Below are 13,754 nucleotides of genomic sequence, written 5' to 3' on the forward strand. Positions count from 1 at the left end.
ACGACTCACGGAGCTGGAGTATCCGATGAACTCAGATGACTTGCGAAGAGAATTAGCACTGTCGAAGTTCTTCAACGGCGACTCAGCACTGAATGACGCCACCCAGGGACTGAGTCAGGATGAGAAAAAATTGTGTATCGAGTTAGCCTTCGAACAAGAGGCCACGCGCCTGGGTATCGAGGTGTGGGAACTCACTCTTACACTGATTTCAGAGTCTCCCGAAGAACTTAAATTTCTGATCCTGGAATTTCACCGAGAGGTAGCAGAAATGGTAGAAATGGAGTGGGAGGAGTATTGCAAGCTGAATGGAGTTAACGGGTAGTCTTCTTAAGTCACTGGGGTGCGATTATGAGTTATCAGGATATTTCAGCAGGTATCGAATTTCCCGATGACTTTTTTTTTACCGTTATAGATATCCCTGCAAACCACTCTCCAGTTAGTTACGAAGTTGATAAAAAAAGTGGGCAAATTTTCGTTGGCCGGTTCCTTAGTACATCAACATTGTATCCGGCCTACTACGGATTTATTCCAAATACGCTGAACGATGATGGCGATCCTCTGGATGTACTATTGATTTGCCCATGCCCAGTATCATCTGGCGTTGTTGTTCGCAGTCGACCAGTTGGTGTAATTTACACAACAAGTGAAACTGGTACGGGAGCCATAATAGTAGCGGTAACACACGAAAGGCTAAGCACTACGTACAGTAATGTGAAGGAATGGGAAGACCTTCCTGTACTGTTGCTCGCTCAGGTCCAGCATTACTTCGAGTACTGCAAGGTGCAAGAGCCAGGCAAGTGGCTGAAGATGGGGCGTTGGGGAACCGCAGATGACGCAAGGGCGGAGATTTGCAAGTCGGTAGCCACCTATATCAAAGGTTAGTTTTTGAAACTCCTGAGTCAAAGGGATATACGTTGTCCTTACTTATGACGTAAAGCATAAGCGGGCCAAGGCCTATGGCACATTCGCAGTCTTCGTCATCGTTTACTTCATTTTCTCGATTCCAGTCGCCAGGGTGTGGCGGATGCCTTGGCACAACTAGATGAAGGAGATGTACTGGTGGTTTCCAGCTGCTTCCCCTATACCCCAAGCGTGCTCGCCACCGCGAGAAAAAACTTCTCCGAGCGTATACAATGAGATGAAGCTTTCGGAGCGAAAGCATTTGTCTTGTAGAGGATAGGCGCTTCGATGCACGAAGACCGAAGTTCGAAGCTAGATAGTCTTAAATCAAGCGACCTACACTGAATAGCGTAGAGCGGACTGAAACAGGGTGGCGATTATAAGAAGCTACTGGGAGGCTCCAGAAGGGTGCTCATATGGACCTGAATAAAAATGGGGATGAGATCCTACAATGTTTAGGTACGGCCTGTGCGAGGCGAATTATTACAAGATTTAACTGAGACATATGTTGTTGCTTTACTTTTTAACCTATTGATACTGCAAAAAACGCCATCTGTGAGAGCCTGCTTATCCATGCGGCTTCTTTAAAGCCAGATCGACTACTTTACGGTCGTTCATCTTAGCCCTGAGAACACGATTCTGGTCCATTAGTACTTCATTGATGGACGCGAGACTGGCGACTTTGGTACGCAACTCCTCGATCTCCTGACGGTAGGCTGCGGACTTCTCGCGCTCTGCGATCAGATCCTGTTGTTTGACATCACGCATGGCGCGACTGGAGCGCCCTTGAGCCTCGCGGATAGCCTCGGCAATATTTGGGTAGTGGTTGTGGATCAGCGCCGTCGATACTCCCGCCTCGCGGGCTACTGCGGCGATGGTAACCTTGGTTTCCCCGGTGTGGGCACGACCCCTCTGGATGCGGTAGAGGGCGAGTTTCAGATCCTTCTCTCGGTCCTCCGCCCGCTTGTAGTTAGTTGCCTTGCCTATGAGCTTCATGCAATTAAAGTCTCCGGGGCCATCCCCAACTGGACCAGTACGTCACGGCAGCGAGTCAGGTCGCGCTCAACGCGCTGGCGGCCGCCCTCGCCGATGCTCGGGCAATGCTGCAGCCCTTTTAGGTCATCGTAGAGTCGCTGGTAGATGGCCGCGTGGCCGTGCCCGATCACGGCATTGTTGCAATTGCCGCAGCGGGTGCGCTCAAGGGTATTACCGACGCAACCGTCATTGTCCGCCGTACACCAGGCATGGCCGTTGCTGCGAATCGCGGTGCTCTCGGCAATGGCTTTCAGCATCGAGGCGTGATCCTTGAAGATCAGCAGGTTCTCCGGTTCACGCTGCCACTGTTTGAGCGAGCGTCCATAGCCGCCGGCTAGGGTTTCTTCGCCCAGCCAGTTATCGACGACGCTGAGCTTGATATCTTCCAACTCCATCTGAATATCGGCGTACAGATCAAGGTCCAGGTGCTGTCCCCAGCTGTCGTCCATAGCGTAGCCCAAGGTCATGTCCAGCGACCGGTGCGCGTAATGCTGCTTGAGGTAGCGCAAATCACCGAAGCGGCTGTGCGCGGCATAGGTGGCAAACTTGCGGCGGAACTGATGGCTGGCGAGATTCCAGTTCAGTCCGCAATCCTTGGCGAATGCCTTAAGGTTTGAACCCAAAGACCAGCCGGCAAGCGTGCGCACTCGGTTGCCCTCTTTGGAATATACGGCAAGAAAGAGCGCATGGCGGTGCTTTTGCGCCTCGAAGATCTGCGGATCATGCGGGTTGGCGCGGCGCCGCTGCAGGATCTCGGCGGCGATCATGGCCTGATAGGGTACGCACCAGCGCTCCATCACGCGCAGGGTACGCACGGCGACCTCGGGGATCATCCAGTCATGGATACCGACATCGGTCTTGTCCGACCTTGAGCGCATCCAGTGGTAGACAGTGCCCTCATCGTCTTGAGTGCGGTGGTGCGCACCCGACTGCACGTTTGCCAGCTCATGGTAGCGACAGCCGGAGGTACTGGCCAGGATGATATAGCAGGCCGTGCGCAGGTCGCTCAGCTCCCTGTTGAATGCCTTCAGACCGCCCTCCCGACCAAGGGCGCCTAGGTGGCGGTTCTTGGCCGCAATGACAGCTTCACGACGCCGCCCCTTTCGCTGCTCCGCAATGACATCCAGCGCGTCGCGTAGGTCAAGCAATTGCTGGCCTCGTTCAACCTGCTGATAGGCTCGCTCGAACAGAATGCAGAACACATCATCGGGTATCAGCGGGGTCTTGCCGCCTTGGTCGTGGTGGGAGCCGCTGCCAGTAAGCCCTGCCATCGCACTTGCAGAAGTTTCGGGCCAGGGATGCTGTGGCATGGGGTCGGCGGTATAACTGCTCAGCTCATGGAGCGCTTCAACGGCTTTGAAACGGCCAACCAGCCCAGCCTGCGACAGCGTCTTGCCCTTGGAGCGGTGGGGCTGCCGGTGTGCCTTGCAGGCGGCTACGTAGGTCGCGCATACCTGGGGTGTCACGGCGCTCAGGTGGTCGAGCTTGAGCGCTTCCAGATGGCGCAGGAATGGCCTTGCATCAGAGAAACATTGCAGCAATGCACGGCCTTTAGGACGACCCGCCCCACGACGCCCACGCTTTAAATAGCGGTACAGTATCGCCTTCATCACCGCGCGAAACGCCGGTGGCACGGTGCCGAAGTTCAGCCGTTTCTGGTTGGCCGGCATGTTGCTGGTGAAGCCGTTGAGGTGCCAAGTGTCGTCGCCGTAGCGGCTGAGGATGACCCATTGCCCATCGACCTGAGTAGCGCTGATTATCAGTGCGTCGCGCTCGGATTCGCGGAGCCCACGCACATCGCCCGGCTGGGTGGCAAGGGGTGCCCAGGGTAGCGCCTCCGGGGTGTTGTCGCTCATGCAAAGATCTCCAGGCTGTCGATCAGATCAACCGACCAGAACGGGTGCGGCAGGGTGCGGGCGCGCTCACGGGCGGCCTCCACCGCTACGGCCTTGAAGGTGCCGCGCCGCAGCCCCTCGGCGATAATGTAGTGATCGATTAAGCGGGGGATGTGAACGTACTCCCGGGCCCAGCGCCGCTTGTCCATGCGCGAGCGCTCGGCCAGCACGCGGAAGTAGAAGCTGAACAGCTTGTACAGATCCTCAGCGGTCACCGCATAGTGCTTGCAGCGCAGGCAGTTCATGAAGTTCATGCAAGTAGCGCCTTCGCGCTTCGGGGCGTACTGACCGTTCATTGGGTCGGCGCAGCGGCCCATGGGGGTGTCCTTGTAGGTCGCACCGAGGGTCCGAGTCAGCAACTCCTGTACCAGTACCTCTCCCATGAACTGCCAATTGCGACGAGCATTCTCGTCGGGCGCCAAGTAGTTTTGGTCGGTCACCTGCGAGGTATTGCCGAGAGCCGCGGCGGTGGTCGCCAGATCGCCGTCGGTCAGCTCGAAGATGCGGTTGGCGAATGTCTTGCGTAGACGCGAGATGTTGATACGCAGTGGCTTTCCGTCGCCGTCGACCAGACCATGCTCGGCTACGAGGCGGTTAGTCGCCCATGCCAACGCTTCTTGGCTCAACGCCGTGACTAGACCCTTTTCGCTGCGAGTGCGATACAGCCACACTCGGCCCTTGAGGCCGTCCGGGGCCTCTGCATCCACGGGTTCGGTTAGGGCCATCACGCGGCGGATCAGGCGTTCCACGTTGGTTCTCACGCTCGGCGTGGACTCCAAAAGGCGTTCGGCATCCGACTCGGGGCGCAGAGCCACCTTGCTGGTGTTGTAGCCGCGCCGCTTCCAGAGCACCAGGAACACAGCGTTGTCCTTGGGGTGCGGGCGCAGGCAGTCGCGGCCCATTTCCAGCAGTGGGGTGGTATTGCGTCCGGTGTGAAGCGCCACGACCAGCAGGGCCAGGCTTAGAAGTTCGCCGGTCAAAGGAGTGTTTTCGGTCCAGATTGGCCTGATTGCCTGCTTGAGTGCGACGGTGAATGCATGCCGCTCGCGCTTGGTTAGCGCCGTTTCACCCCTGTGCTTGCGGTTGCTGTTCGGAAAGGGGTTGCGCGGGAAAGTGCTCGCATCGCCGGTGGCGACCAGGGGGATCAGCCCACGCCTTCCCAAGGCGAGCAGCACTGGCTTGGTCTGCGTGTAGAGGCTCTTCTGAGTGGTAGTCGCCACGCCCAGCCCGGCTAGATGGCTGAGATAACCGTCGATCAGCTCTCGGTTCAAATCGGCGAGGCTCAAGTCTCGGCCCATTGCCGTCGCGTGCAGCACGCAGCAGTCGAGGAAATTGCGCAGCCCGTTCAAGCAGTAGCTGGCCACGGTGCTGGTCGCGACAGCGCCCTCCTGGGCGGCGAGGAAGCGTTCGATCTGACGCTGACAGGAGTAGGTGATGGGGTCGATGCCAGCTCCGTACCAGCGGGCAAAGTTGAAGCTACGTTTATTAGAGGCGTTCCGCCCGAATTCAACCGTGGTGTTCGTTGGAGGAATGGCCTCAGGCAGAATGACCACATTGTTCGCCGCATCGTGGCTGTGTTCGACTTGGGGGATGCTGAGGTCGGCCTGGGCAAACACCTTGCGCTTGCCCATCAGGCCGCCCCCACCAGTGCGTTCAATTCATCGTCATAGGCCAGCACCGCCTCGTCGGCTATTTCGTTGACCAAGTGCAGGTACACCATGGTCGTCTGAATCGAACTGTGGCCAAGTTGCCGTTGAACGAATACCAAGGGCTCTAGGCCGCAAGCAGGGTTACGCTGAAGGCTGACTAGGGTATGGGTGGCATAGGAATGCCGAAGCATGTGCGTATGGACCTTGATCCCAGCCCGCTTGCCGGTCTCGCTGATGATCCGGTTGAGACTCTTGCCGTCGTCGCCATAGGGTTCCCCGGACTGGTTGAGGAACAGTGCCTTTTGCTGGGTCTTGCTCTGCGAAGCGCGCTCGCCGCGCACCTTCGTCACATAACGATAAAGTTCGGCCATGAACTTGCGGCTGACGTAAATATCTCGCGGCTTGCTGCCCTTAGTCACCATGCCTCTGCCGTCGAACGGATCGAGTCGAACGCGGAGGTTGCGCTCGGTTCGCGCCGCCTTGTTCGGGTCGAAGACATAGGCTACCGGGAAGGCGGCGATTTCCTCGCGGCGCATACCCGTATGCAGCCCTAGGCGCATCATCATCCGGTGATGGGGGTTCTCCGCTGCGGCCAAAAGCGACTTGATCTCGGCCATGTTCAAGAATTTGGGCAGGGCTTTGTGACTACGCGGCATAACATCGTTTGCCATGACCTTACCGCCACTGGCATCGATATGCGCAAGGAAGCCAGACTCTCGCCTCACGGTGCGTTCTTCATAGGCGAAAGGCAGGCGCTTCACCCACCCTTCCTTCAGCGCGAATTCATAAAACTTGCAGATGTAAGTCAACCGCTGGCGAGTGGTGTTCGGTGCCAGTTCGCATGTCATCAGGCAGTAGTCCCGATAGGCCGCCACAAGGCTCTTGGCCTCGCCACGATCCACGTCAAGCCAGTCCATCTCATGCGCTTGCAAGAAGCTGAAGAAATCGTAAAGAGCGCGTCCATTACTGGGCCAGGAACGCTTCGAGCCGATGGCCCCGCGAAGCAGGTAGTGACGAAAGAACCGATTGGCCGGGACGCAACTTTCCATCGAGTCCCAAAGCAGAATGGGAAACTCCGGATAGGGTTGCCCAGCGATCACCAATTCCTCAGTAGCCCACACAAGCTCCATCAGCCGTCCTCTGCGCTAGTAAGATATCCAATCCCTTTGTCTGCTTTGACAGAGATAAAATCATCAGACTGTCTCTTGAGCAATGCCTGTGAGCTTCTAAAGGTTTGTTTCTAATATGGCAGATTTCTAACGCTTTCCAAGTACCGGATCATAAGGCGTTCCTCAAGGTTTGCAGGTGGGCGACCTGACGACTGAATTCAACGCTGGACAGCCGTTGCTTCGGTCGCGGGCTCATGGCCTGGCTGATAGCGCGTGTGGGTTGGCCGGTGAGGCGTGCGAGCACCAGCCATTGTTCGGCGACGCCGAGGTGTTCAAAACCGGGATGACGGCGCCGCACCCGGCGCAGGATGTCGTGCTGCAAGGCTTGCAACAGGCTGGCTTGACCGGTGCGGCGCCACATGAAATCGGCGCTGGCGCGCAGATGCTCGTGGAGTTGCCGACGGGCTCTCGGGGCGGGTTCGATCAACGGGCCATGGCGCACGCCAACGTGCCAGAGACCCAGGCCGATCAGCGCCATGAGCGCAACCAGCGCCTGGGGGAAATAGCGCAGCAACAAGGTCAGCAGGCTGTCATGGTCGGTGTTGAACAGCAGGGTCACGTTCGTGTCTGCGGTCAGGTACCACAGCAGCCAGGCGTTGTCGTACCGATCGATGGCCGGGGTTTTCCACAGGTCGGCGTCGGTGACCACGATGATCGAACCGAGCCCGTGGCTCAGCTGCATCATGTGCGTGGCCTTGCCGCTGTTGGCCCAGGCTTGCGCGAGGTTTTTCGGGTCTTCGAGATGGAACGCGGTATCGAAGGTGGCATACGCCGGCGCGTCTTCGTTTTCAAGGTACAGCTTGGTCAGTTTGGGGTAGGGATCCTTTTCGATGTCGGTTGGCGGGTCCTTGAGGTCTTTGCTCAATGACTGATGCACCTGGACCCGGTCGAGCAACAGGTCATTGCTCTGGCCCAGTTTTTCATCCCACAACGACTCGGCGATGAACAAAAGACGTCCGCCGGCGCGGGTCCAGTTCAGCACTTGATCGATCTGGCGCGGGGTCATGCCGGAGCGGTCGCCGAGCAACAACAGGCTGCGTTGCCGAGGCTCCAGCGTGGGCAGGATGTCGAGGCTGTTGGCATGGCTGACGGTCAGGCCTTGTTTGCGCAGGAAATGTTCGGCGGCCAGATAAGGGTTGGCCTGGGCTTCGGGCGACGGGCCGTGATCGATGTCTGCCTGATAGGGCGTCGCCCTGGCATACAGATAAAAACTCAACGCGCCCAACAGCACGGCGATGAATACGCCGGCGGCGAGCCACACTCGCCGGTTCAATGCGTAGCCCCCGGACCGAACAAGGACCGCCAGCCGTCACACAGTTCCTGTTGCAAATGCGCCGGTGGCAGGCGATGCCCGTAGGCCATGTTCTGCCAGTGCCCGGTCAGGTTTTTGCTGAAGGCCAACAGGGCGGGTTGTTGCAGTCGTTCGACGCGCGCCAGGACCTGGCCTTCGGTATCGGCGGGTTTCAGCGCCATGTTGTAATCGTGCAGCAAGTGACTGAGCAGCGCGCGATAGAGCAAACCGAGCGCCTCGCGAGGGTTGGATTGCCAGAGGCTTTCGGCGCTGGCGGCAATGTCGGCGGGCAGGGTTTCGCGGTTCAGGTCCAGGCCGAATGCCTGCTGCGGCAGCGGCCGCGCGACCTTGCCCTTCAGCGCCGGTCGACGACTGACGAACGCCTGCAACCATGCCCGGTAACGCCAGATCAACCAACCGATCGCGCCAATGACGGCGCCCCACAGCACCCCTTCAATCAAGGTCGCCAAGGTGCCGAAGCGCTGGTTATCCAGCAACTTGAGCAGGGCCTTCAGCCATTCGGGGGCTTTGCCATCGTCGGAGGTTTCGGCGGATGGCTTGTCCTCGCCAAAACGATAGCGTGTGACGGTTTCCTTGTTCTTGAACGGCGGCTGATCGAGGATCGCCTTGATGCTGTCCCGGGACGCCTGGCTGGTCAGTGGCTGGTCCAGCAGACGCGGACTGTCAGGGGTAATGACCGGCTCGTCGGCCCAGACGTTTTGCCCGGTCGGCACCAGAAAAAAGGCCGCCAGCAGCAGGGTGAGGGCGGTGCCGCTCAAGCGTCGGCGCAGGCGGCGGAACACCAGTTCGATGTCCCAGGCCTCCAGCACCGTGCGCCGATTCAGGTAAAGACTGAAGCCGCAGGCCACGTAGATCGGTTCCCACACCACCAGCACCAACACGTAAAACCCATTGGTCAGGTGTTCCAGCCAGCGCCAGTCCTGTGTGGCGGCGGACAGCAATGTCTGCCAGCTCCAGTCGAGTTCGACTTGTGGCGGCAGGAGCAGGTAAAACAGCACCATCAGGCCGATCCACAGCGCACTTTCCAGATGCACGCCGATGATGGTCAGCCAGCGCGCTGCACCGCCGTCGCGTTGCAATAGCACCTGCAAGCGCTGTTGTCGTGCCAGGCCATTCAGGCCTTCGAGTTGCACCACCGGCAACAGGAAACTGCGACTCAGGCTCAAGCGTCGCCAGGTCAGGCTGGCCAGCAATTGTGGTTTGAGCAGTCGTGGCCACTGGCGCAGCGCCTGTTTCAGCGTGGGCGTTTCACCGAACATCGCTTTGGACAGGATGTACAGCGGCAGGCGCTCGAACGCCGGTTTCAGCCACCAGAAGATAAACACGGCGAGGGAGGGCGAATCCCACAGCAGCAAGGTGAGCAGGACGAAAACCGGCAGGGTCACGATGGCCCAGCTGGCCATCAGCAGGCGTCGGTGCCGCTGGCTCAGCAGCACGCCCAGGTCCATGGCTTCCCAGGTGGTTCGAGGGCGGATCACCACGGTCGCGTCACTCAGGCGCATGGCGGGTCCGTCCGGCGAACAGCAGGTACATCGCTACCAGGAACCACAGCGCCGCGCCGACCAGATATTTGGTCATCGGTGCTGGCCCGGTCATCGACGACCAGTAGGCTTCGATAAATGCCGCGATCAACAGAAACAGCATGACCCCGCAAATCAGCAGCACACTTTTACGCGCCGCCACACGCAAGGCTTCGGCGCGCGGCAGTCGTCCCGGTGCAATCAAGGCCCAGCCCAGTTGCAGGCCGGCAGCACCCGCCAGGGCAATGGCACTGAGTTCGAAGGCGCCGTGGCCGATCACAAAGGACCAGAAGGTTTGCCCGTAGCCGATCTGAGTCAGGTGCCCGGCCACCGCGCCGATCATCAACCCGTTGAAGAACAGGAAAAACGCGCTGCCCAGGCCAAACAGCAAACCGCTGGCAAAAGTCTGAAAGGCAATGCCGATGTTGTGCATGATGTAGAAACCGAACATCACCCAGTCTTCACTGGCTGCCCGTTCCGCCGAGCGCCCAAGGCGACCGGCGACAGGGTCGTACATGCCTTGCATTTCGCTGACCTGTTCGGCCGGGATCAGGTTGTAGACCAGGTCCGGGAACAGATACACCAGCACCGCAAAGCCGATCAGGCTACCGAAAAACATCAGGCTGGCGGCGAGCACGAAACGCCACTGTTCACGCACCAGTCGAGGGAAATCCGCCAGGATGAAACCCAGTGCGTTGGCACCCAGGCGGCTGCGATGCTGATAAAGCTGTTGATGCCCGCGCAGCACCTGTTGCTGCAGCGAGTCGATCAGAAAACTGCTGTAGCCGCGTTCCTGGGCAAGCGCCAAATGCTGGCAGAGCCTCCGATAATCTTTCGGGAAACTGGCGATTCGCGAGGTGTCCTTGTTCCGCTCCAGCCTGTCGAGCAGGAGGGAAAACTGCGCCCATTCAGCCTTGTGGCGATTCTCGAAAAGACTTTGCTTCATGCGGGGCCCAACAAACCGCGGGCGATGCCGTTGAGTTCCGCCACGGCGCGTGGCGCTGAAACCTTCAACGGTTGCGCGAGGATGGAGGCGAGTTCCGTGACCCGCGCTTCGGAGAGTTCACCCTGGCGTTCGGCAAACCCGAGGATGGCGCGTTGCTCGGGCAGCGTCAGGGCAAACGACGGACGCCGTGGCTCGGCGTCAGGCAGTTGCGGTCGGGTGAGCGGCTGTTCGCGGTAGATTACCAGCGTACCGGCAGCCAGGTCGCCGAGGCGTTTGAAGTTGGGGTGTTGCAGGCAACTGATGGCGCCGAGGAAATAGCCGAACGGCAACAGGTCGACAAAGCGCAGCAGGTTGCGCAACAGCGACGCGGACCAGCCGATCGGTGTGCCGTCGTCCTGCACCACCCGCAGGCCCATCCATTGCTTGCCCGGCGAGCGTCCCTGGTTGAGCACCTCGAACAACACCATGTACCACCAGCTCACTACGAACAGCAGGATCGAGCCCAACCCGGCGCCGAGTTTTCCCAGGAACGCGAGGACAATAAACAGCAGGCCCAGAATCAACCCGCGCAGTCCGAGGTCGATGGAGAACGCCAGCGCACGCACCATCAACCCGGCCGGGCGCAGTGGCAAGTCGATGCCTTCCGGCGTTTCAACCTGATACCGCGTATCCAGTGGCGGGGACAGCGTCGCTTTCCTTGGCAGTGCTGCGGTCTCGAGCATGGGCAACCTGATGATGTGGCCTGATCGGGATTCTCTGTGCGGCCGATGCTAGCAGCCTCTTGGGGGGAAACGACATAACTATGTATTGGATCCAGAGGGGCTTTAGGCAATGACGCCAGTCGCCGTAGTGATATTGCGGCGCTTTCTGCTGACGATGTTGCAGCGTTACCGTTTGTCTGGACTGTCACTTTTAACAGGTTAGAGGGAGGTTCCAATCAGCGTAGAACGTAAGTTCAAATCGTGTTTGAACCACTGTTTCAGGAGAAGGATCATGTCTAACTTTGAAAACGAATTGCGCAGCATCAATGATTCGGAGGAAACCCAGGCAGACGCCATCCCGCATATTTCCAGTCCGGCAAACTCATCCCAAGTGGGGGCCAGGATAAGGGTGATAGGTAGCGGGCATGCCAGACGTAACATCCGAGCGGTGACGCCCGGCATGGAAGATGGACTCAGCAATTCGATGCAGATGGGTGGGGATGGTTACTTCGAGGTAAATTTTCTCCAAGACCCGAAGCGTGGAAGAAATGACTTTCAAATGCTGCAGTGGGAGATGTATCCAGAAAGTCATCGGCGCTCTGCCGTTTGGACTGTTTATTACATGCCTAAGCATGTCCCTACTGCACCTGTTCTGGGCGCTGTAGTCGGTAGACGACCAACCTTTTCGGGGTATGGCGCGGCACCCGGTGCAATCTTGCAGATCGTCCAGGCTGGCTCTGGTGCCGTTGTTTATGCCAGCCTCGCTGTGGCAGCCGATGGCGCGTTCAGCGGCCCCGCCACGACGGATTTACCTTTGGGACAGTTTATTTATACCGGACGTTATACGCTCGACGGTCACATGAGCGAGTGGGCTGAAAGTGTCCTTGTAACTGTCCAGTAGTCTAACCAACCTGCCGCGGACCGAACTCATAAGCGGTTAACCGCTCATAGGTTCGGCCCGCGCATTCAACCAGTCCGTCACCCCGCAATGAGCTAGCGCTTCGCTAAAGGTTTGCATTGCTACCTGGCGCAGGTTGTCGGGCGGCCTGATCGGGGAAAACGACATAACTATGTATTGCACGGTGCGTGGCCAGAGGTGATTGAATGCAAGATTGCTGGCCGTGGCGGGATGCAAACGCCTAGACTTCGCCGATCTTCAGTTCAGGAATAGCCCGTGACCTCGATCTTCTGGTACGACTATGAAACCACCGGCATCAACCCTCGTTGCGACCGTCCGCTGCAAGTGGCGGGGCTTCGCACTGACTTCGATCTCAATGTCATAGACGAGCCGGTCAATCTTTACTGCCAGCCCAGTGAGGACATCCTGCCGCATCCGGCGGCCTGCGCAATCACGGGCATCACACCAGGCCAATTGACCGGGCACGGTTTGAGCGAAGCCGATTTCATGACCCGGGTGCACGCCCAACTGGCGGCGCCGGGCACTTGTGGCGCGGGTTACAACACTTTGCGTTTCGACGACGAGATGACTCGTTACAGCCTGTACCGCAACTTTTTCGACCCTTATGCACGTGAATGGCAGGGCGGCAACAGTCGTTGGGACCTGATCGATGTGGTGCGTGCGGCGTACGCCTTGCGACCGGATGGCATCACCTGGCCCAAGGATGACGAGGGGCGGGTAACGCTCAAGCTCGAACGCCTGACCGCCGCCAATGGCATCGATCACGGCAATGCTCACGAAGCGCTGTCGGACGTTCGCGCGACCATCGCGCTGGCCCGTCTGATTCGGGAAAAACAACCGAAGCTATACGACTGGCTGTTCCAGTTGCGCAGTAAACAAAAGGTGATGGATCAGATTCGGCTGTTGCAGCCGATGGTGCACATTTCCGGGCGCTTTTCGGCGGCGCGCAGTTATGTCGGCGTGGTGCTGCCGCTGGCCTGGCACCCGCGCAACAAGAATGCATTGATTGTCTGCGACCTGCACCTGGATCCCCAAGGCTTGCTTGATCTGGACGCCGACGCTTTGCGCCAGCGCCTGTATACCCGTCGCGATGATCTGGCCGAGGGCGAGTTGCCAGTGCCGCTCAAGCTTATCCACATCAACAAATGCCCGGTGGTCGCGCCCCTGTCAGTACTTCGTCCCGCTGATCAGCAACGCCTGGGGCTGGACATGGCGCTATATCAGGAGCGCACGCTGCGGCTAAGTGACGCACAGCAAGTTTGGCGAGATAAAGTTCAGGCCATTTATGCCAGCGAAGATTTCACCCAGAGTCAGGACCCTGAGCAACAGTTATACGATGGTTTTATCGGAGATCGGGATCGGCGCCTTTGTGAGCAAGTCCGAGCGGCTGACCCGGCGCAATTAGCCAAGGAACAATGGCCTTTCGATAATGAACGTTTACCCGAATTATTGTTTCGATATCGAGCACGCAACTTTCCCGATACGTTGAATTTCGAAGAGCAAGAACGTTGGCGAATATTCTGTCGGCAACGTTTGTCAGACCCTGAGTGGGGAGCGCCCAATACGCTGGAAACTTTTACAGAGGCCACGGCCCAATTGAACATGACGGCAACGCCGTTCCAGCAAGAGGTGCTCAACGAGTGGAGCAATTATGTCCAGGCATTGCGCAAACGTTTGAATCTTTGAAAATGAAAATGCCCGGCACTGA

General features: G+C 58.5%; 12 protein-coding genes. 4 read left to right on the plus strand and 8 right to left on the minus strand.

All coding sequences use genetic code 11. The annotated features are described in order from the left end of the window. The first annotated feature begins 25 nt into the window (after positions 1-25). Both FBY04_RS15155 and FBY04_RS15160 read left to right on the plus strand, forming a co-directional pair. Positions 26-322, plus strand: a complete 297-nt coding sequence (locus FBY04_RS15155) for a DUF6388 family protein (RefSeq protein ID WP_145315708.1) — start codon at positions 26-28, stop codon at positions 320-322. A gap of 26 nt (positions 323-348) precedes the next feature. Next, entirely contained in the window at positions 349-882 is a 534-nt protein-coding gene (locus FBY04_RS15160; RefSeq protein WP_145315709.1) for an inorganic diphosphatase, read from the plus strand. A gap of 585 nt (positions 883-1,467) precedes the next feature. Here FBY04_RS15160 and FBY04_RS15170 read toward each other — a convergent pair. The 8 genes from FBY04_RS15170 to FBY04_RS15205 form a co-directional block, all read right to left on the minus strand. Beyond that, positions 1,468-1,896, minus strand: coding sequence for a TetR family transcriptional regulator (locus tag FBY04_RS15170; protein WP_145315710.1), 429 nt, complete (start codon positions 1,894-1,896; stop codon positions 1,468-1,470). Further along, entirely contained in the window at positions 1,893-3,791 is a 1,899-nt protein-coding gene (locus tag FBY04_RS15175; protein ID WP_145315711.1) for an integrase, read from the minus strand. The genes FBY04_RS15170 and FBY04_RS15175 overlap by 4 nt, the downstream gene beginning before the upstream one ends. Next, positions 3,788-5,461, minus strand: coding sequence for a hypothetical protein (locus FBY04_RS15180; protein WP_145315712.1), 1,674 nt, complete (start codon positions 5,459-5,461; stop codon positions 3,788-3,790). Before FBY04_RS15180 ends, FBY04_RS15175 begins: the two co-directional genes overlap by 4 nt. Further along, positions 5,461-6,609, minus strand: coding sequence for a site-specific integrase (locus FBY04_RS15185; protein WP_145315713.1), 1,149 nt, complete (start codon positions 6,607-6,609; stop codon positions 5,461-5,463). The genes FBY04_RS15180 and FBY04_RS15185 overlap by 1 nt, the downstream gene beginning before the upstream one ends. A gap of 148 nt (positions 6,610-6,757) precedes the next feature. Then, positions 6,758-7,921 carry a DUF4350 domain-containing protein gene (locus tag FBY04_RS15190; RefSeq protein WP_145315714.1) on the minus strand — a complete coding sequence of 388 codons (1,164 nt, stop codon included), beginning with the start codon at positions 7,919-7,921 and terminating at the stop codon, positions 6,758-6,760. After that, positions 7,918-9,462: a DUF4129 domain-containing protein gene (locus FBY04_RS15195; RefSeq protein ID WP_145315715.1), complete on the minus strand. Its 1,545-nt coding sequence runs from the start codon at positions 9,460-9,462 to the stop codon at positions 7,918-7,920. Before FBY04_RS15195 ends, FBY04_RS15190 begins: the two co-directional genes overlap by 4 nt. Beyond that, positions 9,449-10,426 carry a stage II sporulation protein M gene (locus tag FBY04_RS15200; RefSeq protein ID WP_084318922.1) on the minus strand — a complete coding sequence of 326 codons (978 nt, stop codon included), beginning with the start codon at positions 10,424-10,426 and terminating at the stop codon, positions 9,449-9,451. Before FBY04_RS15200 ends, FBY04_RS15195 begins: the two co-directional genes overlap by 14 nt. Then, entirely contained in the window at positions 10,423-11,148 is a 726-nt protein-coding gene (locus tag FBY04_RS15205; RefSeq protein ID WP_084318924.1) for an RDD family protein, read from the minus strand. The genes FBY04_RS15200 and FBY04_RS15205 overlap by 4 nt, the downstream gene beginning before the upstream one ends. Before the next feature lie 271 nt (positions 11,149-11,419). Between FBY04_RS15205 and FBY04_RS15210 the strand changes: the two genes are divergently transcribed. Further along, positions 11,420-12,028, plus strand: a complete 609-nt coding sequence (locus tag FBY04_RS15210) for a hypothetical protein (RefSeq protein WP_145315716.1) — start codon at positions 11,420-11,422, stop codon at positions 12,026-12,028. A gap of 273 nt (positions 12,029-12,301) precedes the next feature. After that, complete coding sequence (gene sbcB / locus FBY04_RS15215) at positions 12,302-13,732, plus strand: exodeoxyribonuclease I (RefSeq protein ID WP_145315717.1); 1,431 nt, start codon at positions 12,302-12,304, stop codon at positions 13,730-13,732. Positions 13,733-13,754: the final 22 nt, after the last annotated feature.

The sequence above is a fragment of the Pseudomonas sp. SJZ080 genome (genome assembly GCF_007828295.1).
Classification (GTDB): Bacteria; Pseudomonadota; Gammaproteobacteria; order Pseudomonadales; family Pseudomonadaceae; genus Aquipseudomonas; species Aquipseudomonas migulae_A.

Bases quoted from the DNA above. Each gene is read 5' to 3' on its own strand.
- FBY04_RS15155 (WP_145315708.1), top strand. From the start codon at position 26: ATGAACTCAGATGACTTGCGAAGAGAATTAGCACTGTCGAAGTTCTTC.
- FBY04_RS15160 (WP_145315709.1), top strand. From the start codon at position 349: ATGAGTTATCAGGATATTTCAGCAGGTATCGAATTTCCCGATGACTTT.
- FBY04_RS15170 (WP_145315710.1), bottom strand. From the start codon at position 1,896: ATGAAGCTCATAGGCAAGGCAACTAACTACAAGCGGGCGGAGGACCGA.
- FBY04_RS15175 (WP_145315711.1), bottom strand. From the start codon at position 3,791: ATGAGCGACAACACCCCGGAGGCGCTACCCTGGGCACCCCTTGCCACC.
- FBY04_RS15180 (WP_145315712.1), bottom strand. From the start codon at position 5,461: ATGGGCAAGCGCAAGGTGTTTGCCCAGGCCGACCTCAGCATCCCCCAA.
- FBY04_RS15185 (WP_145315713.1), bottom strand. From the start codon at position 6,609: ATGGAGCTTGTGTGGGCTACTGAGGAATTGGTGATCGCTGGGCAACCC.
- FBY04_RS15195 (WP_145315715.1), bottom strand. From the start codon at position 9,462: ATGCGCCTGAGTGACGCGACCGTGGTGATCCGCCCTCGAACCACCTGG.
- FBY04_RS15200 (WP_084318922.1), bottom strand. From the start codon at position 10,426: ATGAAGCAAAGTCTTTTCGAGAATCGCCACAAGGCTGAATGGGCGCAG.
- FBY04_RS15205 (WP_084318924.1), bottom strand. From the start codon at position 11,148: ATGCTCGAGACCGCAGCACTGCCAAGGAAAGCGACGCTGTCCCCGCCA.
- FBY04_RS15210 (WP_145315716.1), top strand. From the start codon at position 11,420: ATGTCTAACTTTGAAAACGAATTGCGCAGCATCAATGATTCGGAGGAA.